Consider the following 22195-nt stretch of genomic DNA (forward strand, 5'->3'; position numbering starts at 1 on the left):
GAAACCCGAACTAATAACAAACCCGCGATATGAAACCGGGACGAACTTCGAACCACCCATTGTGCCGTGCGCCAAGGGGTGTAACTCGATGTGTCTGTCCGGCCAGCATTGTTGCCTACACAAAAAACAGCGAGGAATAATCCATGCTCGAAGTCATTAACGACTTCCTCTCAGGGAAAGTACTGATCGTGCTCATTGTCGGGCTCGGTAGCTACTTCACGATCCGCTCGCGTTTCGTTCAATTGCGTCACTTCTTCCACATGTTCGCGGTGTTCCGCGACAGCCTCAAAAGCAGCGCAGGGCAACTGAGCTCGTTCCAGGCCCTGATGCTCAGCCTCGCCGGCCGCGTCGGTGCGGGCAACATTGCCGGGGTCGGCATTGCCGTGACCCTCGGTGGCCCCGGTGCCGTGTTCTGGATGTGGGTGACCGCGCTGGTCGGCATGTCCAGCAGCTTCTTCGAATGCTCCCTCGGCCAGCTCTACAAGCGCTGTGACTCCGACGGCACCTTCCGTGGCGGCCCGTCCTATTACATCCAGCACGGCCTGCAAAAACGCTGGCTGGGCATGCTGATGGCGTTCTTGCTGCTGGTGACGTTCGGCTTCGCCTTCAACGGTCTGCAAGCCCACGCTGTGACGCACTCGTTGAACAATGCGTTCGGCCTCGACACCACATACACCGGCATCGGTCTGGCCGTGTTGCTGGGCCTGGTGTTCATCGGCGGGATCAAGCGCATCGCCAAGGTCGCCGACCTGTTGGTGCCGGTGAAAACCCTGGTGTACATCGGTGTGACCCTCTACGTGATCGTGCTGCAGTTCGACCATGTGCCGGGCATGCTGATGACCATTGTCAAGAGCGCCTTCGGTCTGGACCAGGCCTTCGGCGGCCTGATCGGCAGCGCCATTGTCATGGGCGTGAAGCGTGGCGTGTTCGCCAACGAGGCCGGCCTGGGCAGTGCGCCGAACGTGGCGGCAGTTGCGGCGGTCGAGCACCCGGTGGCACAAGGTGTGGTCCAGGCGTTCAGCGTGTTCCTCGACACCTTCGTGATCTGCACCTGCACCGCACTGCTGATCCTGCTTTCCGGCTTCTACACCCCGGGCTTCGAAGGCGACGGCATTGCCCTGACTCAGAACTCGCTGGCCGCCGTGGTCGGTGACTGGGGCCGGATGTTCATCTCCGTGGCCCTGGCGTTGTTCGTGTTCACCTCGATCCTCTACAACTACTACCTGGGCGAGAGCAACCTGCGCTTTTTGATCGGTGAAAACCGCAAGGCGCTGATTGGCTATCGCGCGCTGGTACTGGTGCTGATTTTCTGGGGCGCCATCGAAAACCTCGGCACCGTATTTGCCTTCGCCGACATCACCATGACCATGCTCGCGTTCGTCAACCTGATCGCGCTGTTCCTGCTGTTCAAGGTCGGCATGCGCATCCTGCGTGACTACGATGACCAGCGCGCCGCTGGCATCAAGACGCCGGTGTTCGACTCAGCCAAGTTCCCGGACCTGGATCTGGATCGCCAGGCGTGGCCGGCCAATCCGCCAGCCGCTGTCGGCAAGACTGAAGTTGAGTCGCAAGGTGTGCCTGCAGCGCAACGCTGACAGGTGAAATGACAGGCGCGCCCCCAGCGCCCGTCAGTTAAAGTTCGAAAAACTGGGGGAGCGAGCAAGCTCGCTCCCCTAGGAACTCTTCCTTTCGGAGATTCTTCATGAATTCGTCGACCTACCCTGCCGCCCAGCACGTCATGGTGCTCTACACCGGCGGCACCATCGGCATGCAGGCCAGCGCCCATGGCCTGGCCCCGGCGTCCGGTTTCGAAGCGCGGATGCGCGATTATCTGCACAGCCAGCCTGATCTGGTGGTGCCGCAATGGCGCTTCCGTGAAATGTCGCCGCTGATCGACAGCGCCAACATGACCCCGACGTATTGGCAGCAGCTGCGTGAAGCGGTGGTCGACGCAGTGGATGTGCAGGGCTGCGACAGCGTGCTGATCCTGCATGGCACCGACACGCTGGCCTACAGTGCCGCCGCCATGAGCTTCCAGTTGCTCGGCCTGCATGCCCGCGTGTGCTTCACCGGCTCCATGCTGCCGGCCGGCGTCACCGATAGCGATGCCTGGGAAAACCTCGGCGGCGCGCTGGTTGCACTGGGCCAGGGCCTCGCGCCGGGCGTGCATCTGTACTTCCATGGCGAACGGCTGGACCCGACCCGCTGCGCGAAGGTACGCAGTTTCGGCCGCCATCCGTTCAAGCGCCTGGAGCGTCAGGGCGGTGGCGTGAAGGTGCCTTCTTTACCAACACAGCTGAATTACAACCAACCCAAACAATTGGCGAACGTCGCGGTGCTGCCGCTGTTCCCCGGCATCAGCGCCGAGGTGCTGGATGGTTTGCTCGACAGTGGCATTCAGGGCCTGGTGCTGGAGTGCTACGGTAGCGGCACCGGTCCGAGCGACAACCCCGGGTTTCTCGCCAGCCTTGGGCGTGCGCGGGACAAGGGTGTTGTAGTAGTGGCCGTCACGCAATGCCACGAAGGCGGGGTTGTACTGGACGTCTATGAAGCCGGCAGTCGCTTGCGTGGCGTTGGGGTGTTGTCCGGTGGCGGCATGACCCGTGAGGCGGCGTTCGGCAAGTTGCATGGGTTGTTGGGTGCGGGGCTTGAAACGGACGAAATCCGTCGGCTTGTCGAACTCGACCTGTGCGGTGAACTGAGCTGACACCACACCACCCTTGTAGGAGCGAGCCTGCTCGCGATAGCGGTCTACCATTCACATTGATGTGACTGATCCACCGTCATCGCGAGCAGGCTCGCTCCCACAGGGGACATCACCCGGCATACAACTTGCTGCGCTCCAGCTATCCCAAGGCTGGAAGTCCTCATGCTCCACTCCCACCTCACCACGCTCAACGCGGTCTCCCTGGTACTCGATGCCTTCAGGGCACAAGGCTTGTCCAGCGAAGCGCTGCTGGCCGGCAGCGGCATCAGCGCGGCGGATCTGAACCGTGCCGACACACGCATCACCACCAATCAGGAAATGCAGGTCTGTGCCAACGCCGTTGCTCTCAAACGTGACATCGGCCTGGAACTGGGCCGGCGGATGCACGTTTCCTGCTACGGCATGCTCGGTTACGCCCTGCTCACCAGTGCCACCTTCGGTGACGCTTTGCGTCTGGCGATGCGTTATCCGGCGCTGCTGGGAACACTTTTCGAGTTGAGCCTTGAAGACGATGGCGAGCGCATCTGGTTCGCCGCCGCTGATTACCGCGAGAGCCCGGCCATGGCGGTGTTCAACGCCGAATTCTGCCTGGTGTCGCTGAAAGTCACCTGCGACGACCTGCTCGGCCATCCCCTGCCGTTGCTCGGCGCCCGCTTTGAACACGCCGCCCCCGATTACGAAGCGACCTACGCCGAACACTTCAATTGCCCGGTGCACTTCGGCGCCCGTAACAATGCCTTTGCCTTCGACAAGCGCTGGCTCGACCAGCCACTGCCGCTAGCCGACATCATCACCCACCAGGCCATGGCCGAACGCTGCCGCAAACAGAACATCGAGTTCACCGGGCGCCAGGCGTGGCTGGGACGGATCCGCCAATTGCTCAGCGCGCAATTGAATGCGGCGCCGGGGCTGGAGGGATTGGCCGAACAAATGAACTGTTCGGCGCGGACCTTGCGCCGGCATCTCAAGGACATGGGTTGCAGCTATCAGGAACTGCTCGACGAACTGCGCTTCGAGCAGGCCAAGCAAATGCTTTGCGAGGATCAGTTGCCGATCTATCAGATTGCCGAAGCCCTGGGTTTCAGCGAGACCGCGAGTTTTCGGCATGCGTTTGTGCGCTGGAGTGGTGTGGCGCCGAGTCAGTTTCGGCCACACGGATAAACCCTGTAGGAGCGGGCTTGCCCGCGAAGAGGCCAGCGCATCCAACGCATCTGTATCGCCGCAATACCGCCTTCGCTGACAAGCCAGCTCCTACAGGGTGTGTATCCCATACGCTGAACAGGGGCGAATTTCGGTCAAATGTTTTGGCCATATCGATCCCCTTTTGGCCTTTCCTGCCGTTCTCCGATTCGCCGTGCGCCGCAACACTGGGGGCAACCGAATCAGCCCTGCGGAGAACAAGATATGCTGACGATCTACTCGGACGATCACCACCTGCACCACGGCCGTTGCGAATTGATAGACGGGCAACTCAAACCCTGCTTCGAAATGCCTTCCCGTGCCGACCACGTACTGGCACGGGTGCAAAATCAAAATCTGGGCTCTGTCGAAGCGCCAAAGGATTTCGGCCTCGGGCCGATCGAGCGCATTCACAGCCGAGACTACCTCGACTTCTTCAAGGGCGCCTGGGCACGCTGGACCGAGTACAACACCGACGGCGACTTGCTGCCCTACACTTGGCCAGCCCGCACCCTGCGCCGCGTCAAACCCTCCAGCTTGCATGGCGAACTCGGTTACTACAGCTTCGACGGCGGCGCCCCGATCACCGCCGGCACCTGGCAAGCGGCGTACAGCGCAGCGCAAGTCGCGCTCACCGCCCAAGCGGAAATCCAGCGCGGCGCCCGTTCTGCTTTCGCCCTGTGTCGTCCGCCGGGACACCACGCCGCCGGCGACTTGATGGGTGGTTATTGCTACCTCAACAACGCCGCCATCGCCGCCCAGGCGTTCCTCGATCAGGGCCATGAAAAGATCGCGATCCTCGACGTCGACTACCACCACGGCAACGGCACCCAGTCGATTTTCTACGAACGCAGCGACGTGCTGTTCACCTCGATCCACGGCCACCCGGAAGCCGAGTTCCCGTTCTTCCTCGGCTATGAAGACGAACGTGGCGAAGGCGCTGGCGAAGGGTTCAACTTCAACTACCCGTTGGCCGCCGGTTCAGGCTGGGACACCTGGAGCGCAGCGCTGGAACAGGCCTGCAAAGAGATCGAAAGCTACGGTGCCGACATTATCGTCGTGTCCCTCGGAGTCGATACCTTCAAGGACGACCCGATCTCGCAGTTCAAACTCGACAGCCCGGATTACCTGGCCATGGGCAAGCGCATCGCCGGCCTCGGCGTACCGACGCTGTTCGTGATGGAAGGCGGTTACGCAGTGGAAGAAATCGGCATCAACGCCGTGAACGTTCTCGAAGGTTTTGAAAGCGCTCAATGAGGAAGTAGAACAATGAAAAGTCTTAAGCGCTTTATCGTGCCAGCCCTGTGTGCCACGGTACTCAGCGGCGCAGCACACGCTGAAGAACGCACGTTGCGCGTCTACAACTGGTTCGACTACATCACGCCCAAGGCCCTGGAAGACTTCAAGGCCCAGAACACCCAGACCAAACTGGTCTACGACATTTTCGACAGCAACGAAGCACTGGAAGCCAAGCTGCTGACCGGCAATTCTGGCTACGACGTGGTGGTGCCGTCCAACGTGTTCCTCGCCAAGCAGATTGAAGCGGGCGTATTCCAGCCGCTGGACCGCAGCAAGTTGCCGAACTGGAATCACCTCGATCCCAAACTGATGAAGCTGATCGAGGCCAACGACCCGGGCAACAAGTTCGCCGTGCCGTACATGTACGGGACCATCCTGATCGGCTTCAACCCGGCCAAGGTCAAAGCTGTGCTCGGCGACAACGCGCCGGTGGACAGCTGGGACCTGATCTTCAAGGAAGAGAACATCAGCAAGCTCAAGCAGTGCGGCGTCGCCCTGCTCGACTCGCCGTCTGAGATCCTGCCGCTGGCCCTGCAACACCTCGGCCTGGACCCCAACAGCAAAAAGCCTGCGGACTACGACAAGGCTGAAGCACTGCTGATGAAGATCCGTCCGTACATCACCTACTTCCACTCGTCCAAGTACATGGCCGATATCGCCAACGGTGACATCTGCGTTGCGGTCGGATATTCCGGCAGCTTCTCGCAAGCGGCCAACCGCGCCAAAGAAGCCAAGAACGGGGTGGTCGTCGACATGCGTTTGCCGAAGGAAGGCGCGCCGATCTGGTTCGACATGCTGGCGATTCCGAAGGGTGCGAAAAACCCCGACGACGCTTACACCTTCGTCAACTACCTGCTGCAACCCCAGGTGATCGCGCCGGTCAGTGACTTCGTCGGCTACCCGAACCCGAACAAGGACGCCACGGAGATGGTCGACCCGGTGATCCGCAACAACCCGAACCTGTACCCGACCGACACGGCGATGAGCACGCTCTACACCCTGCAACCGTTGCCCCGCGATGCCGAACGTGCGCGGACCCGGGCCTGGACCAAGATCAAGTCCGGCACTTGATACCCGCTTCACTCCCGCCGTCACCAGGACCTGCGCTCGCGCAGGTCTATTTTTGCCTGCGGCACATCAGCGCCCGACGCGCTCCTTTCAAAGAAAACGCCAGACCGCCCGCAGCCGCTCCAACGCGGCTTCGATAGCCTTTTCCGGCACTGCTGCAAACCCCAGAACCAACCCGGCACGCTGATCCATCGGGATCGTGGACTCGGGCAGCCAATAGCCACTCAAGCCATTGATCTCGACATCGACGCTACGTGCCAATTCAATCAACGCCTGTTCTCGCTCAATGCTGTCGACCGGCACTGTCATGTGCAACCCGGCGGCGACCGTGGGCAACTGGCCGATACCGGGAATGCCCCCCGGCCAGCCGCTGAGCAACGCATTACGCCGGCTCAGCGCCGCACGCCGCATGCGGCGGATATGCCGCTGGAAATGCCCGGCCGCCATGAACTCGGCCATTACGGCCTGGGTACTGACCTCGGAATGCCGTACGTCCACCGCCCGACGCTGGGCAAACGCCTGCACCAGATCCATCGGTAATACCAGGTAACCCAGGCGCAACGCCGGAAACGCCACTTTGCCGAACGTGCCGACGTAGAGCACCCGGCCTTGCCGATCCAGGGCCGCCAAAGGCGCCAGCGGCGCACCGCTGTAGCGGTACTCGCCGTCATAGTCATCCTCGACGATCCAGCCCTGCGTGCGTTCGGCCCAGGCCAGCAACTCCAGACGGCGAGCCAGGCTCATCACCACCCCGGTGGGGTACTGATGGGACGGGGTGACGTAGGTCAGACGGCAATCGTCAAGCTGTGCCAGTTCACCGCAGTCGATACCCTCACTATCCACCGCCACCCCATGCAGCCGGGCACCTGCTACGGCGAACGCATGACCGGCCGCCCGATACCCGGGATTTTCAATCGCCACCCCGTCACCGGGCTCCACCAGCAGCTGTGCACAAAGGCTGATTCCCTGCTGCGCGCCACTGGTGATCACAATTTGTTCAGCCGTGCACTGCATGCCCCGCGAGCTGCGTAGATACGCCGCGATCATCCCCCGCAAGCGTGCATCGCCTGCCGGGTCGCCGTAGCACAACTGCTGGAAATCCGGTTTACGCCAGAAAGCCGCATTCAGCTTGGCCCAGACCTCGAACGGAAACAGATCGAACGCCGGAACACCGACCCGAAAAGCCCTGGGCGGACCACTGGGCGGCATGGGTAAATGGTTCTTTTCAACGCGGGACAAGGCGTCCCTGTGGGTAACTTTGCTGGATGAATCCACAGGCAAATCAAGCCAATTTGTGGATAAAGCTGTGGGTAAGCCTGTTGAAAACCCTGTGGATACTTTTGTGGATAGTTTTTTTGCCGGCAAGGTTGCCTGGGGTAATTGCGCGACGTAAGTCCCGTCGCCTACCCGCCCCTCGATAAACCCTTCAGCGTAAAGCTGATCGTAGGCGCGCACTACGCTGTTGCGGGAAATCGCCAGCGCGGCAGCCAGATCCCGACTGGCCGGCAGACGCGTGCCGCTGGCCAGTCGCCCGTCGAGCACCCGCATCCGCAATGCCTGATAGAGCTGCCGACTCAGCCCCTGGCGACGATCAAGTTCTATACCCGCCGGGTTGAAGGTCAAGGACAGTGGTTCGCTAGTCATCGCAATGGACCCATGAAATTGGTCATTAGTGGCTCTTACAACAGACCAATAGCCTGCCTAGGATGCAGATATTCGCCAAGGAAAATATCTCCATGTACACGCCACGTGCTTTTGCCATCGACGAGTTGTCCCAACTGCATGAACTGATCCTCGCCACCCGTCTCGCCATATTGGTGACCCACGGTGAAAGCGGCCTGCAAGCCAGCCATGTACCGGTGCTGCTGCATTGCGAACAAGGCTCGAACGGCACGTTGTACGGGCATCTGGCCAAAGCCAATCCACAGTGGAAAGAGCTGCGCGACGGCGCCGAAGCCCTGCTGATTTTTGCCGGTGCCGACGCCTACGTCAGCCCTGGCTTCTACCCGAGCAAGGCCGAACACGGCAAAGTCGTGCCAACCTGGAACTACGTCGCCGTACACGCCTATGGCCGAGCCGAAACCTTCAGCGATGGCGGGCGGCTGCTCGACATCGTCAGCACCCTCACCGATCGTCATGAAGCTGGCCGCGCCCAACCGTGGTCAGTGGCCGATGCCCCCGCCGATTACATCGACGGCATGCTCAAGGCCATTGTCGGTTTCGCCATTCCCATCGACCGTCTGGAAGGCAAGCGCAAGCTCAGCCAGAACCGCAGTCCCGCCGACATCGCCGGCGTGCGCAAAGGCCTGGAAGCCAGCCCCGACGTCAACGACCAAACCCTCGCCCAATTGATGCGCTAAGGAAGTCACCATGAGTCAAATCGACATTCGCCAAGTCAGCGCCGGTGATCACGCGGCCTGGTTGCCGCTGTGGCAGGCCTACCTGCGCTTCTACAAAACCGAACTGCCGCAAGCCGTCACCCAAAACACCTGGCAGCGCATGCTCGATCCGAACGAGCCAACCCACGCCGCCCTCGCTTGGGCCGACGGCAAAGCGGTGGGCATGGTGCATTTCATCTACCATCGTTCGAACTGGGCCATCGAAAACTCCTGCTACCTGCAAGACTTGCTGGTGGCCCCGGAAACCCGCGGCACCGGCGTCGGCCGCCAGTTGATCGAGTTCGTCTACGCCACGGCCAAGGCTGACGGCTGCAACAAGGTCCACTGGCTGACCCACGAAACCAACGTCACCGCGATCCAGCTTTACGAGCGCATCGCCGAACGCCCCGGTTTCATCCAGTTTCGCAAAGCCATCTAGGTTCAAGGAGAACAGCATGTCGATTTCACTCGCCGACTGGAAAGGCGTCCCGGCCCCCACGACTCAATTGATCGAAGGGCGTTACATCCGCCTGGAAAAACTCGACCCGGCGCGCCACGGCGACGACCTGTTCAACGCCCTGCAAGGCCCCGGCGCCGACCCGAAACTCTGGGACTACCTGCCTTACGGCCCCTTCCCGGAGCGCAGCGTCTTCAACGACTGGCTGAACAACCACGCGGCCAGCAGCGATCCGTATTTCTTCAGTGTGATCGACCGCGCCAGCGGCGAGGTCCAGGGCATTCTCAGCCTGATGTCCATCGTCCCGGCCCAGGGCCGCATCGAAATCGGCCACGTCACCTTCGGCGCACCGATGCAGCGCTCGCCGAAAAGCACCGAGGCGGTTTACCTGCTGGCCAAGGAATCCTTTGCCTTGGGCTACCGTCGCCTGGAGTGGAAGTGCAACAACGCCAACGCCCGCTCCAAATACGCGGCCGAGCGCCTGGGCTTCAGTTTTGAGGGGGTGTTCCGCCAGCACATGGTGGTCAAGGGGCAAAATCGGGACACCGCGTGGTATTCGATTCTGGATTCGGAATGGCCGGCGATTGGCGCCGGGTTCGAGAAGTGGCTGAGTGATGAGAACCAGACGGCTTCGGGGCAGGTTAAAGGGTTGGTGGAGTGTCGCGGCTGACGCCCTAACGGCAAAAGATCGCAGCCTTCCTGAATCAGGATGTGTGCAGCATTGGCAAAATGCTCAAGGTCATGACCTTCGGCCTCTTTCACACACAGACATGTCACGCTGTTGAGTAGATTGCGCGCGGCTTTGATTCGATGAGTAGCGGTTTCGAGAAGGTCGGAAGTCCGGGCTTCGGTGTCGATGTACAACGTGTTGCCAGAACTGAAGCCACCTTGAAGTGGATGAAATTGGGGCATGGCATTGATCTCATCTGATAGGAAAATCTCCCACCCCTTCGCGGCTAAACGAATTGGGGAGGTAGCTGTACGCGGGTTAGCCGACCGGACAGATGCACCCGGCACACCCGAAGGTGTCCCACGCACAGCCACCATAGACATACAAATGCCAGGCAGCAAAAAGCGCCGCGATTATACGGGCGCTTGTGCAACATCTGTTACGACCGGCTAAAGTCGATCACCGATTCGTCGGTGACGGCCGAACTATAGGTGAGGATCCAACGAAGTAAAACCCGGGTTTCTCATCTCAGAGGAGTCCTACATGAAGCCGGGATTGGACTGACAATCCCGCACTCCATTGGCCGCCTTAACCGCGCTATCTCGCCGCGAAAGCGGTAGCACACTCAGCATGTGTATAGGCTGACACTCCGCCTTCGCGAGCAAGCCCGATCCCACAGAGTTTGTGGCATCTCCAGAAATGGATTTACAGGAATAAAAAAAGGGGAGCACATGCCCCCCCGAGGTATAAAGCGTTGTTATCTCGGCTGTTAACTCAGCCTTCGATCTCGATCAGTATCTCGCCCGGATTCACCCGGTCGCCCTTGGCCACGTGAATGGCGGTGACTTTACCGGCGATGGCTGCCTGGACTTCGGTTTCCATCTTCATCGCTTCGGTGATCAACACGGCCTGGCCTGCCTTGACGGTGTCGCCCTCCTTGACCAGCACGTCGACGATGTTGCCCGGCATGGTGGTGCTGACGTGACCCGGTGCAGTGGCTTGCTTGCGCTTGCTGCTGCCGCCGCCGACGAATTCGTTGAGCGGCTCGAACACCACTTCTTCCGGCATGCCGTCGATGGACAGGTAGAAGTGACGCTTGCCTTCGGCCTTGACGCCCACACCGGTGATGTCGACGCGGTAGGTTTCGCCGTGAACGTCGATGACGAACTCGGTCGGTACGCCTTCGCCACCAGCCGAGGCGACGCCGCCGGCTTCAGGAATCGGCAGCAGCACTTCGGGTGTCAGGGTGCCCGCAGCACGCTCCTCGAGGAACTTGCGGCCGATGTCCGGGAACATGGCGAAGGTCAGCACGTCTTCTTCGGACTTGGCCAGTGCGCCGATGTCGGCACGCAGCTTGGCCATTTCCGGCTTGAGCAGATCGGCCGGGCGAACGTCGATCACTTCTTCGCTGCCGATGGCCTGGCGACGCAGTTGTTCGTTCACGGTGCCCGGCGCCTTACCGTAGCCGCCTTGCAGGTACAGCTTCACTTCGTTGGTGATGGTCTTGTAGCGCTCGCCGGCCAGCACGTTGAAGAACGCCTGGGTGCCGACGATCTGCGAAGTCGGAGTCACCAGCGGCGGGAAGCCGAGGTCTTCACGAACGCGCGGGATTTCGGCCAGCACTTCGCTCATACGATTGAGTGCGCCCTGCTCTTTCAACTGGTTGGCCAGGTTGGAAATCATCCCGCCCGGTACCTGGTTGACTTGAACACGGGTGTCGACGGCGGTGAATTCGCTTTCGAACTGGTGGTACTTCTTGCGCACGGCGTAGAAGTACAGACCGATCTCCTGCAGCAGTTCCAGATTCAGGCCGGTGTCGAACTCGCTGCCTTTAAGGGCGGCGACCATCGACTCGGTGCCCGGGTGGCTGGTGCCCCAGGCAAAGCTGGAGATCGCGGTGTCGATGTGATCGGCACCGTTTTCGATCGCCTTCATTTGGCACATCGCGGCCAGACCAGCGGTGTCGTGGGAGTGAATGAACACTGGCAGCGATTGCTCGGCTTTCAGCGCCTTGACCAGTTCGCCGGTGGCGTACGGGGTCAGCAGTCCGGCCATGTCCTTGATCGCCACCGAGTCGCAACCCATGGCCTCCATTTGCTTGGCCTGGTTCACGAAGGCCTCGATGGTGTGCACCGGGCTGGTGGTGTAGGCGATGGTGCCCTGGGCGTGTTTGCCGGCGGCTTTCACCGCTTCGATGGCCACGCGCAGGTTACGCACGTCGTTCATGGCGTCGAAGATACGGAACACGTCGATGCCGTTGACCGCAGCCTTGGCGACGAAGGCTTTGACCACGTCGTCGCTGTAGTGGCGGTAGCCCAGCAGGTTCTGGCCGCGCAACAGCATTTGCAGGCGGGTGTTAGGCAGCGCGGCGCGCAACTGGCGCAGACGCTCCCACGGGTCTTCTTTCAGGAAACGTACGCAGGCGTCGAACGTCGCGCCGCCCCAGCATTCCAGCGACCAGTAGCCGACTTTGTCGAGCTTGTCGCAGATCGGCAGCATGTCTTCGGTGCGCATGCGGGTGGCGAGCAGCGATTGGTGGGCGTCGCGCAGGATGGTGTCGGTTACATGAATCTTCTTGCTCATTGTTCTATTCCTCACAGGCCTGCGTGGGCGGCGATGGCGGCGGCGATGGCCAGGGCCAGCTCTTCGGGTTTGCGCTTGATCGAGTAGTTGGTCAGTTCAGGGTGGCTTTCAACGAAGCTGGTGTTGAACTGGCCGCTACGGAATTCCGGGTTACGCAGGATTTCCTGGTAGTACGCGGCAGTGGTCTTGACCCCTTGCAGACGCATGTCGTCCAGGGCGCGCAAGCCACGGTCCATCGCCTCTTCCCAGGTCAGCGCCCACACCACCAGTTTCAGGCACATCGAGTCGTAGTACGGCGGGATGGTGTAGCCGGTGTAGATTGCCGTGTCGGTGCGCACGCCAGGGCCACCGGGGGCGTAGTAACGGGTGATCTTGCCGAAGCTCGGCAGGAAGTTGTTCTTCGGGTCTTCGGCGTTGATCCGGAACTGCAACGCGAAACCGCGGTGCTGGATGTCTTCCTGTTTCACCGAAAGCGGCAGGCCGGAGGCAATGCGAATCTGCTCACGGACAATGTCGATGCCGGTGATTTCTTCGGTGATGGTGTGTTCCACCTGCACCCGGGTGTTCATCTCCATGAAGTACACCTCGCCCTCGGCGAGCAGGAACTCCACGGTACCGGCGTTCTCGTATCCCACGGCCTTGGCTGCGCGCACCGACAGGTCGCCGATATAGGCGCGCTGTTCCGGGGTCAGTTGCGGGCTCGGGGCGATCTCGATCAGCTTCTGGTTGCGGCGCTGGATCGAGCAGTCACGCTCGAACAGGTGCACCACGTTGCCGAAGCTGTCGCCGAGGATCTGCGCTTCGATGTGCTTGGGATTGACGATGCATTTTTCCAGGAACACTTCCGCCGAACCGAACGCCTTGGTGGCTTCGGAAATCACTCGCGGGAAAGCCTGTTCAAGTTCTTCACGGCTGTTGCAGCGACGAATGCCGCGGCCGCCACCACCGGAAGTCGCCTTGAGCATCACCGGGTAACCGATGCGATCACCTTCGGTCAGGGCTTCTTCGATGCCCGACACGTTGCCTTCAGTACCCGGGGTTACTGGTACACCGGCCTTGATCATGCTGCGACGGGCTTCGGTCTTGTCGCCCATGCGGCGAATGACTTCGGCCGACGGGCCAATGAATTTGATCCCGCGTTCGGCGCAGATCTCCGCCAGTTCGGCGTTTTCCGAAAGGAAGCCATAGCCGGGGTGCAACGCATCGCAGCCGGTTTCAACAGCCAGGTTCACCAGCTTGCGCGGGTTCAGGTAACCGGCCAGAGGTTCGGCACCAATGCTGTGGGCCTCATCTGCACGCTTTACGTGCAGGGCATGACGGTCGGCGTCGGAGTAGATCGCGACCGAGCGAATGCCCATTTCGGCGCAGGCACGTACGATTCGTACGGCAATCTCACCACGGTTGGCGATCAGGATCTTTGTTATCACTTGGAGGTTCCCTTGAGCCGGTGTACCCACGACCTGCTAGACCAGGTCGACGAGTGACCAAATGTTTCAATTTGGTCGCAGGGCCACACTAGCGCTCACAAGGGATTAACAAAAATGAATAAAAATTGGGTCGTGCATAAGTAAAGACTTATAGTTGATTCATCAGCCAGCGACGAGAGCGACCAGATAATGCGTAAGTCATTGATGCGTATGACTTTGCGGCAATTGCAGATCTTCAATGAGGTCTGTGATTTGCGGTCCTACAGCCGCGCGGCCGAGGAAATGTCTCTCACACAACCTGCCGTCAGCCTACAGATTCGTCAACTTGAAGAGCTGATTGGCCAGCCTTTGTTCGATTACGTCGGCAAAAAACTCTACATGACCGAGGCAGCTGAAGCGTTACAGCGGGCCAGTCGGGATATTTTCGGGCGCCTGGAAAACCTCGACATGCAGCTGTCGGACATGCAGGGCTCGTTGCAGGGGCAACTGAAACTGGCGATCGAATCCAGCGCCAAATACTTCGTACCGCATCTGTTTGCCGCGTTCAAACGCCAGCACCCGGAAGTGAACCTGCAATTGACGGTGGTCAATCGCGGTCAGGTCATTCGACGTCTGTCAGACAACCGCGACGACCTGGTGATCATGTCCATGGTGCCTCAGGACATGGGCCTGGAATTCCTGCCGTTCCTGAACAACCCGATCGTCGCCGTGGCGCCACCGGATCACCCGCTGTGTCATATGGGGCCGCTGCGCTTGCAGGATCTCGAGCCCTATACACTGCTGCTGCGTGAGCCGGGCTCCGGGACGCGGCTGGCGTGCGAAGAATACTTCAAGGAGAAGCGCGTGCACTTCAACCAGACCCAGGAGGTCTCGTCTGCCGAAGCTCAGCGTGAATGTGTACTGGCAGGCCTGGGCGTTGCGCTGTTGACGCGCCACGCCCTGAGCCTTGAGCTGGCAACCGGTGGACTGATCGAGCTGCCGATCGAAGAGCTGCCGCTGTTTCGCAGTTGGTGCCTGGTGCAGGCCAAGGCGAAACGCCTGTCACCGGTGGCTCACGCCTTCCTGGCGTTTATCCGTAGCGAACGGATTCAGATCAGCGCGCTGGTTGAGCGTTTCGACGGGAAGTCGAGGGAGATGCCTGCCAGAAATTGAGCTCCAACTCCGGAAAATCGCCAATTTCGGCCAGAAGCTGACGGCGTTCGCAGCGATCTTCGATGGCGCGGCGGAATTCCATGCGGCGCTGATCTTCTTGCTGACGACGGGTTTTGACAGCGCTGTTGCGTTCTTCGTAAGGCATGGCCATTTCGAGTCTCCCAAGGCGAGTACGGGAGTTTCAAGATAGGCGCGGGGGATGACGGTTTGGCGGCTTGGGCGTTACAGGGAGATGAACATTCAGAAGCAAAGATCGCAGCCTTCGGCAGCTCCTACGCAGGAACGCGAATACCTGTAGGAGCTGCCGAAGGCTGCGATCCTTTGATCTTAGTCGTCCAGCGCTTTCACCGACTTGGGCGACAACCGCAAGCTGCGCAGGCTGCGTTTGACGCTCTTGAGGTGGTTGACCAGGCTCGGGCCACGCGCCATGGCCACGCCCATCGCCAGAACGTCGATCACCACCAAGTGGGCGATACGCGACGTCAGCGGCGTATAGATTTCAGTGTCTTCATGCACATCGATCGCCAGATTGACCGTAGACAGCTCGGCCAATGGTGTCTGGCTCGGGCACAAGGTGATCAATGAGGCACCGCTTTCGCGCACCAGGTTGGCGGTGATCAGCAGGTCCTTGGAACGCCCGGACTGGGAAATGCAGATGGCCACGTCAGTCGGCTTCAGCGTCACGGCCGACATCGCCTGCATGTGCGGGTCGGAATACGCCGCTGCCGTCAGCAGCAAGCGGAAGAACTTGTGCTGGGCGTCCGCCGCGACCGCACCCGAGGCGCCGAAGCCGTAGAACTCGACACGCTGGGCCTGGGACATGAGCGTCACCGCCCGCTGCAATTCCAGCGGATCGAGCTTCTCGCGAACCTCCATCAGCGTATGCAGGGTGGTGTCGAAGATTTTCAGACTGTAGTCGGCGACCGAATCGTCTTCGTGGATCGCAAACTGGCCGAAACTCGCACCTGCCGCCAGGCTCTGGGCCAGCTTCAGCTTCAGGTCCTGAAAGCCGGAACAACCGATGGCACGGCAAAAACGCACGATGGTCGGCTCGCTGATGCCCACGCTGTGGGCCAGATCGGCCATGGAGCTGTGCATCACGGCCGCAGGATCAAGCAGCACGTGGTCGGCGACCTTGAGCTCCGACTTGCGTAACAGGTGGCGAGACTGGGCGATGTGTTGCAGCAGATTCAAGGGGCTGGACTCTTTGTTATTGGCAGGTGCCGGGGATGTAGCACGCTTGTAGTTATACTACATGAATCGGCTTTTTGCCTGCTCAATGCGTAACCACATCCCTCGACATTCAGGCACGCGCGCTCCATGTAGCGCTCATCGCCAGCTTTCCCGTTGCTCACCAATGCTCGCCTTTTGGCATTGCAGCAAAAATGAGCCTTTCCCTTACAAACATCGCCGCTAGTTGTCTCAACAACAACGCTTAGCCCACATTAACTTACAAACAAGTTAAATGTCGCCACCCACCGACTAAACAAAGATGGATATATTGAATAGGCAGGACGCAATTAACTTAATTACAGGAGTTACACACAATGACCATTACAACCAAAGATTGGGTCGCCCAAATTGACCGCATGCCCGGCGCGCCTTCCTTCCGTACCTTTGGCACGGTAACCGTTGCACACTCTGGCATTACGCCAAGGCTGGTACTGAGCGAAATTCAGGACAAGTCATTTGATTTGCGACTCAACCTGGAACTTGAAACAACCCACGAAGCTGCATTGCAAGTCCTGACAGACAAGTTTGTCGAATATAAGTTGGCAGGCGCATCCAATGTCACCGGCGTAAGTATTTTTCTCGAAGGAAAGTTACTGCACCATATTGATAAAGTACTGATCACCGATTAAAGAACTACCCGCTGCGAACTTCCCGTCAGACCGCCAAAGGGCCTGACGGGAAGCAACTGCAATCAAACCTCGCCCTGCCCTCGCAGCAGACCGGCCAGGCCAAGCGCCTCGATCGGCCGACTGATCAGGTAGCCCTGAACCTCGTCGCAGCGCTCACTCTTGAGAAACTCAAGCTGCTCTTGCCGCTCCACGCCTTCCGCGACGACCTTCAATGACAAGCCATGAGCCATGGCAATGATCGCCCGGGTGATCGCCGCATCCTCGGTGCCTTCCCCCAGCCCCCGGATAAACGCCTGATCAATCTTCACGTAATCCACAGGAATGCGCTTGAGGTAGCTCAGGGATGAATAGCCGGTGCCGAAATCATCGATTGCCAGTTTCACCCCAAGTTCACGCAACTGCTGGAAGGTCGCGATGATGTGCTCGACGCTGTCCAGCAACTGGCTTTCGGTCAATTCCAGCTCCAGGAAATGCGGCGCCAGCCCGGTCTCTTCCAGCACCTGTCGCACCAGGCTGACCAGTTTGCCCTGGCGCAGCTGATGCACCGACAGGTTGACCGACACCCGTATCGGCTCAAGTCCCTGACGCTGCCACTCACAGGCTTGCCAGCAGGCCTGACGCAATACGAACTCACCGATTGGGCCGATCAGTCCGGTTTCCTCGGCCAACCCGATAAAGTCTCCCGGCGGCACACGCCCCATGGTTGGATGATCCCAGCGCACCAGCGCTTCGGCGGCATTCAGGCGACCGGTGGCCAGACACAATTTCGGCTGGTAGTACACCTTCAGCTGTTTTTCCTCGATCGCTTTGCGCAACTGGTTTTCCAGCTGTAAACGCTCCAAGGTGCTGGCTTGCAGGCTGTCGGTGTAGAACTGGAAATTATTACCGCCCAAATGCTTGGCATGTTGCATGGCCATGTTCGATTGACTGACCAATGCCGAAATTTCCCGGGCATTGTCCGGCAGCAGGCTGATGCCCATGGACGCGCTGACCACCAGCTCATGCCCCTCGACCGCCACCGGTAGCCGCAGCTTGGTCGACAACCGTGTCGCTACCCGCGCCAGACTCGACAGGTTGCCGTAGGAATTGAACAACACCGCAAATTCATCGCCGGACAAGCGCGCAATGGTGTCGGCCTCCGGCAGCGCGTTGACCATTCGCCGGGCCATTTTCTGCAACAGTTGGTCGGCGATTTCATGGCCGAGGCTGTCGTTGAGCAGTTTGAAGCGGTCCAGATTGATATGCAGCAACGCCAGGCTGCGATAGCCACCCTGACGTACCCGCTGATGCGCCTCGCTCAGCCGCTCACGAAAAAGAGAACGATTGGCCAGGCCGGTCAATTCGTCATAGTGCGTCAGGTAGCGCATGCGCTCTTCGGATTCGCGTCTCGCTGAAAGATCAGCGAAAAAGCCTACTATATGGCTGATTTTTCCCCGAGGATCACGCACGGCATTCAGCTGAAGCCATTGCGGGTACATCTCCCCGTTCTTGCGGGTTTCCACCAGTTCGCCCTGCCAGCTGCCGTGCTGCTCCAGCGCTTGATGGATGGCGGTGAAATGCCGGCGGGCATCACGACTGCACGGCAGCTCGACCACGCTGCGCCCGAGAATCTCCTCGATGCCATAACCCGTTACTCGGCTGAAAGCCTGGTTGACGGCAATCAGTGCGTAAGAGGGATCAAAAATCACGATGCCTTCACTGGCCGCCTCGAACACCGTCGCTGCCAGTTGCTGTTGCTCCTCCAGCACCTTGCTGGCACTGATGTCGCGGCGCGTCCCGACCATACGAATAACCCGGCCGTTTTTGCTGCGCTCGACCGCCCGGCCACGGTCCTCGATCCAGACCCAGTGGCCGTCGCCATGACGCACCCGGTACTCGATCTGGTAATCCTCGGTTCGGCCCTTCAAGTGCTCGACCAGCGCCCTTTTCAGCGCAGGAAGATCCTCGGGGTGAAGGCGCGGCTTGAGGTGACGCAATATCGCCGTGACCTGTTCCGGCTCCAGGCCGAACAATTCCTGAATCTGCGTGTGATGGACTTCGTCGGTTTGCAGATTCCAGTCCCACAACCCCAACTCGCTGGCCTTCAATGCCAGCGCCAGACGCGCCTCACTCTTGCTCAGTGCCTGGTTGGCGGCATCCAGTTCCAGGCTGCGCTGAGCAACACGGTTTTCCAGGTCGATCTGGATTTCTCGCAATTCGGTTTCGGCACGCCGGCGCTGTTCAATCTCCTTGGCCAGCTTCTGATTGAGCTGGTCACTGCCGCTTTGCGCCTGCTGTAGATGCTCGATCAGTGCCTGGTTCTGAAAACGTCGCATCAAGCCCCGATCGATCAATCGATTGACCTGCCAGGCGACGACACTCAGCGCACCGAGCAATATCAGGCCGAACCAGCCCCAGCCTTGCTGCTGTTCGTCAGCTCCCCAAAACATATAGGCGATGGCCGGCAACAGGCAGGGCAAGGTGAATGACAGAAAGGCCGGCAAACTGACCGCGTAAGCCACGCTGGCCGAAAGTGCCGCGGCACCGATGAGGCCGAAGACCCAGGCTTGCTGAATGAAGTTATCGGCGGGAACCAGGGCGATGCCGGCACCGGCCAGGGTCAGACCGGTGAGGCCGGAACCCAGCAAAAACATCCGTCGCCAAATGGGATGGGCCTGACGATTGGGAATGGCCGAATCGAAGGCTGCGACCTGAATCACCCGCAACGCCACCAATGACAATAACCACACCAGCCATACACTGACCAGGAAATAGCGCTGCGGGCTCCAGAGCAAACCGGCACAGACCAGGCCATTGATCAGCATGAACAACGTGGGCAGCAGCGAGCCCTGATACAACAGGCGCGTGCGTTCAACCGCCATTTCCATGGCGTACTGTTTACGGATAACCCTGGGCTCCACAATGGGGCCCGACAGGTCGAAGCTGAGGGTCATAGGCGATGTTCTTGTTCTTATAATGATGAGCATGGGCCCGAAACTGCTCGGAGCATACACAAGCAATTGCCCGGACCAAACTGCTGCTGATCAATAAATGGCCAAATTTTTTCGGTCGCCGACACCCCTGAAAACGCTACGGACACGCCCCGCCAACGCCTGCAGCCAATGACCGACCGGTCGTCCTTCGCATAACTTTCATCGGCTAAAGCAAAGCGGTGTTTGCCCGGTGTGCCGCAGCCCCCTAGAATGCCCCGATGCGCGATGATCTCTCCCTTCTGCTGAACTCCCTCAACGATGCCCAACGCCAGGCCGTAGCAGCCCCCGTGGGTCGTCAGTTGGTCCTGGCCGGTGCTGGTTCCGGTAAAACCCGAGTGCTGGTGCACCGTATCGCCTGGTTGATCCAGGTCGAAAACGCCTCGCCCCACTCCATCCTGTCGGTGACCTTCACCAACAAGGCTGCTGCCGAGATGCGCCAGCGCATCGAACAGCTGATGGGTGTCAACCCGGCCGGCATGTGGGTCGGCACCTTCCACGGCCTGGCGCACCGCTTGTTGCGGGCACACTGGCAGGAAGCGGGCTTAAGCCAGACCTTCCAGATTCTCGACAGTGACGACCAGCAACGGCTGGTCAAGCGGGTGATCCGCGAGCTCGGTCTGGACGAACAGCGCTGGCCGGCCCGTCAGGCCCAATGGTTCATCAACGGCCAGAAAGACGAAGGTCTGCGCCCGCAACACATTCAAGCCAGCGGCGACCTGTTCCTGGCGACCATGCGCGGCATCTATGAAGCCTACGAGGCCGCCTGCCTGCGTGCGGGCGTCATCGACTTCTCCGAGTTGCTGCTGCGCGCCCTCGATCTGTGGCGCGATCACCCAGGCCTGCTCGCTCACTATCAAAAGCGCTTCCGGCACATCCTGGTGGACGAGTTCCAGGACACCAACGCCGTGCAATACGCCTGGTTGCGCCTGCTGGCCAAGGGTGGCGACAGCCTGATGGTGGTGGGCGACGATGACCAGTCGATCTACGGCTGGCGCGGCGCGAAAATCGAGAACATCTACCAGTATTCCGAAGACTTCCCGGACGCCGAAACCATTCGCCTGGAGCAAAACTATCGCTCCACCGCGGGTATCCTGAAGGCAGCCAACGCCTTGATCGCCAACAACACCGGGCGCCTGGGCAAAGAGCTCTGGACCGATGGCGGCGAAGGCGAAGCGATCAATTTGTACGCCGCGTTCAATGAACATGACGAAGCCCGCTACGTTGTCGAAACCATCGAAAGTGCGCTGAAAACCGGCTTGTCTCGAAGCGATATCGCGATTTTGTATCGCTCCAACGCCCAATCGCGGGTTCTGGAAGAAGCTTTGCTGCGCGAGCGCATCCCATACCGCATTTATGGCGGCCAGCGCTTCTTCGAACGGGCGGAAATCAAAAACGCCATGGCCTACCTGCGCTTGCTCGAAGGACGGGGCAACGACGCCGCGCTGGAACGGGTCATCAACGTGCCGGCCCGTGGTATCGGCGAAAAAACCGTCGAAGCGATCCGCGACCATGCGCGCCACAGTGATGTATCGATGTGGGAAGCAATGCGCCAACTGGTGGCCAACAAAGGCCTGACTGGCCGTGCGGCCGGTGCCCTTGGCGCGTTTATCGAGCTGATCGAGAACCTCGCCGCCAAGTGCACGGAAATGCCGCTGCACCTGATGACCCAAACCGTCATCGAGCAGTCGGGGCTGATCGCCTATCACGAAGCGGAAAAAGGCGAGAAAGGCCAGGCCCGGGTAGAAAACCTCGAGGAACTGGTCAGCGCCGCGCGCAACTTCGAAAACAGCGAAGAAGACGAAGACCTGACGCCATTGGCAGCGTTCCTCGGTCACGCGTCGCTGGAGGCCGGCGATACGCAGGCCGACGAGCACGAAGACAGCATTCAACTGATGACCCTGCACAGCGCCAAGGGCCTGGAATTCCCTTACGTGTTCCTGGTAGGCATGGAAGAAGGCCTGTTCCCGCACAAGATGAGCCTGGAAGAACCCGGTCGCCTTGAGGAAGAGCGGCGTCTGGCCTACGTAGGCATCACCCGGGCGATGCAGAACCTGGTGATGACCTATGCCGAAACCCGACGCCTTTATGGCAGCGAGACCTACAACAAGGTCTCGCGTTTCGTACGCGAAGTTCCGAAAGGCCTGATTCAGGAGGTGCGGCTGTCCAACAGCGTCAGCCGTCCGTTTGGTGGCAACCAGTCGATGAGTGGTAGCAACCTGTTCAGCGGCAGCGAGATTCCGGAAACCGGCTTCAGTCTGGGTCAGACTGTGCGCCATTCGATCTTCGGTGACGGCGTGATCCTCAACTTCGAGGGCGCCGGTGCTCAGGCCCGGGTGCAGGTGAACTTCAGCGAAGGCAGCAAGTGGTTGATGCTGGGGTATGCGAAGCTGGAAGCTATTTAAGGTCACACTGACTGTTTTTCTGTGGGAGCGAGCCTGCTC

17 protein-coding genes and 1 pseudogene are annotated in these 22195 nt (G+C 60.0%); 11 read left to right on the forward strand and 7 right to left on the reverse strand.

Going from position 1 to position 22195, the window contains the following annotated elements; all coding sequences use genetic code 11:
* Nucleotides 1–143: 143 nt before the first annotated feature.
* The 5 genes from AC1D19_RS09695 (at nucleotide 144) to AC1D19_RS09715 (ending at nucleotide 6256) form a co-directional block, all read left to right on the forward strand.
* Nucleotides 144–1595 (forward strand): alanine/glycine:cation symporter family protein, encoded by a 1452-nt coding sequence (locus AC1D19_RS09695; protein ID WP_477763060.1) that lies wholly within the window; start codon nucleotides 144–146, stop codon nucleotides 1593–1595.
* A 107-nt stretch (nucleotides 1596–1702) separates the two neighbouring features.
* Complete coding sequence (locus AC1D19_RS09700) at nucleotides 1703–2707, forward strand: asparaginase (protein ID WP_477763061.1); 1005 nt, start codon at nucleotides 1703–1705, stop codon at nucleotides 2705–2707.
* Nucleotides 2708–2869: 162 nt separating this feature from the next.
* Entirely contained in the window at nucleotides 2870–3868 is a 999-nt protein-coding gene (locus AC1D19_RS09705) for an AraC family transcriptional regulator (protein ID WP_477763062.1), read from the forward strand.
* A 243-nt stretch (nucleotides 3869–4111) separates the two neighbouring features.
* Nucleotides 4112–5143, forward strand: a complete 1032-nt coding sequence (locus tag AC1D19_RS09710) for a histone deacetylase family protein (RefSeq protein WP_477763063.1) — start codon at nucleotides 4112–4114, stop codon at nucleotides 5141–5143.
* 12 nt (nucleotides 5144–5155) lie between these two features.
* On the forward strand, nucleotides 5156–6256 hold the full coding sequence (locus tag AC1D19_RS09715; RefSeq protein ID WP_477763064.1) for a polyamine ABC transporter substrate-binding protein: 1101 nt from the start codon (nucleotides 5156–5158) through the stop codon (nucleotides 6254–6256).
* An 87-nt stretch (nucleotides 6257–6343) separates the two neighbouring features.
* Here AC1D19_RS09715 and pdxR read toward each other — a convergent pair whose 3' ends face one another.
* Nucleotides 6344–7897 (reverse strand): MocR-like pyridoxine biosynthesis transcription factor PdxR, encoded by a 1554-nt coding sequence (gene pdxR / locus AC1D19_RS09720; protein ID WP_477763065.1) that lies wholly within the window; start codon nucleotides 7895–7897, stop codon nucleotides 6344–6346.
* Nucleotides 7898–7989: 92 nt separating this feature from the next.
* Here pdxR and AC1D19_RS09725 point away from each other — a divergent pair, with 92 nt between their 5' ends.
* Genes AC1D19_RS09725 through AC1D19_RS09735 form a run of 3 tightly spaced genes read left to right on the forward strand, consistent with a single transcriptional unit; the run spans nucleotide 7990 to nucleotide 9758 of the window.
* Nucleotides 7990–8613, forward strand: coding sequence for an FMN-binding negative transcriptional regulator (locus AC1D19_RS09725; protein ID WP_477763066.1), 624 nt, complete (start codon nucleotides 7990–7992; stop codon nucleotides 8611–8613).
* A gap of 10 nt (nucleotides 8614–8623) precedes the next feature.
* Nucleotides 8624–9070: an N-acetyltransferase family protein gene (locus tag AC1D19_RS09730; protein ID WP_477763067.1), complete on the forward strand. Its 447-nt coding sequence runs from the start codon at nucleotides 8624–8626 to the stop codon at nucleotides 9068–9070.
* Nucleotides 9071–9086: 16 nt separating this feature from the next.
* Nucleotides 9087–9758, forward strand: coding sequence for a GNAT family N-acetyltransferase (locus tag AC1D19_RS09735; protein ID WP_477763068.1), 672 nt, complete (start codon nucleotides 9087–9089; stop codon nucleotides 9756–9758).
* Nucleotides 9759–9769: 11 nt separating this feature from the next.
* On the opposite strand, the pseudogene AC1D19_RS09740 reads toward AC1D19_RS09735, so the two are convergent.
* From AC1D19_RS09740 to AC1D19_RS09750, 3 genes and pseudogenes are all read right to left on the reverse strand, one after another.
* A pseudogene (locus AC1D19_RS09740) lies at nucleotides 9770–10000 on the reverse strand (hypothetical protein); the annotation flags it as partial.
* Nucleotides 10001–10532: 532 nt separating this feature from the next.
* Complete coding sequence (gene oadA / locus AC1D19_RS09745) at nucleotides 10533–12341, reverse strand: sodium-extruding oxaloacetate decarboxylase subunit alpha (protein WP_223459013.1); 1809 nt, start codon at nucleotides 12339–12341, stop codon at nucleotides 10533–10535.
* Nucleotides 12342–12352: 11 nt separating this feature from the next.
* Nucleotides 12353–13768 carry an acetyl-CoA carboxylase biotin carboxylase subunit gene (locus tag AC1D19_RS09750; RefSeq protein ID WP_046038868.1) on the reverse strand — a complete coding sequence of 472 codons (1416 nt, stop codon included), beginning with the start codon at nucleotides 13766–13768 and terminating at the stop codon, nucleotides 12353–12355.
* Nucleotides 13769–13957: 189 nt separating this feature from the next.
* Here AC1D19_RS09750 and AC1D19_RS09755 point away from each other — a divergent pair, with 189 nt between their 5' ends.
* Nucleotides 13958–14920, forward strand: coding sequence for a LysR family transcriptional regulator (locus AC1D19_RS09755; RefSeq protein ID WP_477763069.1), 963 nt, complete (start codon nucleotides 13958–13960; stop codon nucleotides 14918–14920).
* On the opposite strand, the gene AC1D19_RS09760 is transcribed toward AC1D19_RS09755, so the two are convergent.
* The gene (locus AC1D19_RS09760) at nucleotides 14862–15071 is read right to left on the reverse strand and encodes a PA3496 family putative envelope integrity protein (RefSeq protein WP_007971698.1); all 210 of its coding nucleotides are present in this window, start codon (nucleotides 15069–15071) and stop codon (nucleotides 14862–14864) included. The two genes, AC1D19_RS09755 and AC1D19_RS09760, sit on opposite strands and share 59 nt — an antisense overlap.
* A gap of 176 nt (nucleotides 15072–15247) precedes the next feature.
* Entirely contained in the window at nucleotides 15248–16114 is an 867-nt protein-coding gene (hexR, locus tag AC1D19_RS09765; RefSeq protein WP_007954250.1) for a transcriptional regulator HexR, read from the reverse strand.
* Nucleotides 16115–16467: 353 nt separating this feature from the next.
* Here hexR and AC1D19_RS09770 point away from each other — a divergent pair, with 353 nt between their 5' ends.
* Nucleotides 16468–16782: a hypothetical protein gene (locus tag AC1D19_RS09770; RefSeq protein ID WP_477763070.1), complete on the forward strand. Its 315-nt coding sequence runs from the start codon at nucleotides 16468–16470 to the stop codon at nucleotides 16780–16782.
* 62 nt (nucleotides 16783–16844) lie between these two features.
* On the opposite strand, the gene AC1D19_RS09775 is transcribed toward AC1D19_RS09770, so the two are convergent.
* A complete protein-coding gene (locus AC1D19_RS09775) occupies nucleotides 16845–19715 on the reverse strand; it encodes an EAL domain-containing protein (RefSeq protein WP_477763071.1) in 2871 nt (956 codons plus the stop codon).
* Nucleotides 19716–19972: 257 nt separating this feature from the next.
* Between AC1D19_RS09775 and uvrD the strand changes: the two genes are divergently transcribed.
* Complete coding sequence (gene uvrD / locus AC1D19_RS09780; protein ID WP_477763072.1) at nucleotides 19973–22156, forward strand: DNA helicase II; 2184 nt, start codon at nucleotides 19973–19975, stop codon at nucleotides 22154–22156.
* The last annotated feature ends 39 nt before the right edge of the window (nucleotides 22157–22195 follow it).

Source organism: Pseudomonas sp. P1_C12, assembly GCF_056406435.1.

What these genes read in the sequence shown, in the direction of transcription:
- AC1D19_RS09695 (WP_477763060.1), top strand. Translation starts at nt 144, where the DNA reads ATGCTCGAAGTCATTAACGACTTCCTCTCAGGGAAAGTACTGATCGTG.
- AC1D19_RS09700 (WP_477763061.1), top strand. Translation starts at nt 1,703, where the DNA reads ATGAATTCGTCGACCTACCCTGCCGCCCAGCACGTCATGGTGCTCTAC.
- AC1D19_RS09705 (WP_477763062.1), top strand. Translation starts at nt 2,870, where the DNA reads ATGCTCCACTCCCACCTCACCACGCTCAACGCGGTCTCCCTGGTACTC.
- AC1D19_RS09710 (WP_477763063.1), top strand. Translation starts at nt 4,112, where the DNA reads ATGCTGACGATCTACTCGGACGATCACCACCTGCACCACGGCCGTTGC.
- AC1D19_RS09715 (WP_477763064.1), top strand. Translation starts at nt 5,156, where the DNA reads ATGAAAAGTCTTAAGCGCTTTATCGTGCCAGCCCTGTGTGCCACGGTA.
- pdxR (WP_477763065.1), bottom strand. Translation starts at nt 7,897, where the DNA reads ATGACTAGCGAACCACTGTCCTTGACCTTCAACCCGGCGGGTATAGAA.
- AC1D19_RS09725 (WP_477763066.1), top strand. Translation starts at nt 7,990, where the DNA reads ATGTACACGCCACGTGCTTTTGCCATCGACGAGTTGTCCCAACTGCAT.
- AC1D19_RS09730 (WP_477763067.1), top strand. Translation starts at nt 8,624, where the DNA reads ATGAGTCAAATCGACATTCGCCAAGTCAGCGCCGGTGATCACGCGGCC.
- AC1D19_RS09735 (WP_477763068.1), top strand. Translation starts at nt 9,087, where the DNA reads ATGTCGATTTCACTCGCCGACTGGAAAGGCGTCCCGGCCCCCACGACT.
- oadA (WP_223459013.1), bottom strand. Translation starts at nt 12,341, where the DNA reads ATGAGCAAGAAGATTCATGTAACCGACACCATCCTGCGCGACGCCCAC.
- AC1D19_RS09755 (WP_477763069.1), top strand. Translation starts at nt 13,958, where the DNA reads ATGCGTAAGTCATTGATGCGTATGACTTTGCGGCAATTGCAGATCTTC.
- AC1D19_RS09760 (WP_007971698.1), bottom strand. Translation starts at nt 15,071, where the DNA reads ATGGCCATGCCTTACGAAGAACGCAACAGCGCTGTCAAAACCCGTCGT.
- AC1D19_RS09770 (WP_477763070.1), top strand. Translation starts at nt 16,468, where the DNA reads ATGACCATTACAACCAAAGATTGGGTCGCCCAAATTGACCGCATGCCC.
- AC1D19_RS09775 (WP_477763071.1), bottom strand. Translation starts at nt 19,715, where the DNA reads ATGACCCTCAGCTTCGACCTGTCGGGCCCCATTGTGGAGCCCAGGGTT.
- uvrD (WP_477763072.1), top strand. Translation starts at nt 19,973, where the DNA reads ATGCGCGATGATCTCTCCCTTCTGCTGAACTCCCTCAACGATGCCCAA.